Annotated in this window: 1 protein-coding gene; it reads left to right on the forward strand. The window is 68.3% G+C overall.

What is annotated here, in order from left to right; translation table 11 throughout:
- Positions 1-205 (forward strand): sodium/proton-translocating pyrophosphatase (locus C7C45_RS33360; RefSeq protein ID WP_146247515.1); only part of this gene is annotated, 205 nt, incomplete at both ends.

Here is a 205-nt window from a genome sequence, read left to right on the forward strand (position 1 = left end):
CGCGATCCAGGCGCTGACCGGCTACTTCACCGAGACCAACCGGAGACCGGTGCAGGACATCGGCAAGAGCTCGCAGACCGGCGCGGCGACCGTGATCCTGGCCGGCATCAGCATCGGTCTGGAGTCGGCGGTCTACTCGGCGTTGCTGATCGGCGCCGGTGTCTTCGGGGCGTTCCTCCTCGGCGGCAGCTCCATCACGCTGTCG

The sequence above is a fragment of the Micromonospora arborensis genome, from assembly GCF_003205615.1.
GTDB classification, from domain to species: Bacteria; Actinomycetota; Actinomycetes; order Mycobacteriales; family Micromonosporaceae; genus Micromonospora; species Micromonospora arborensis.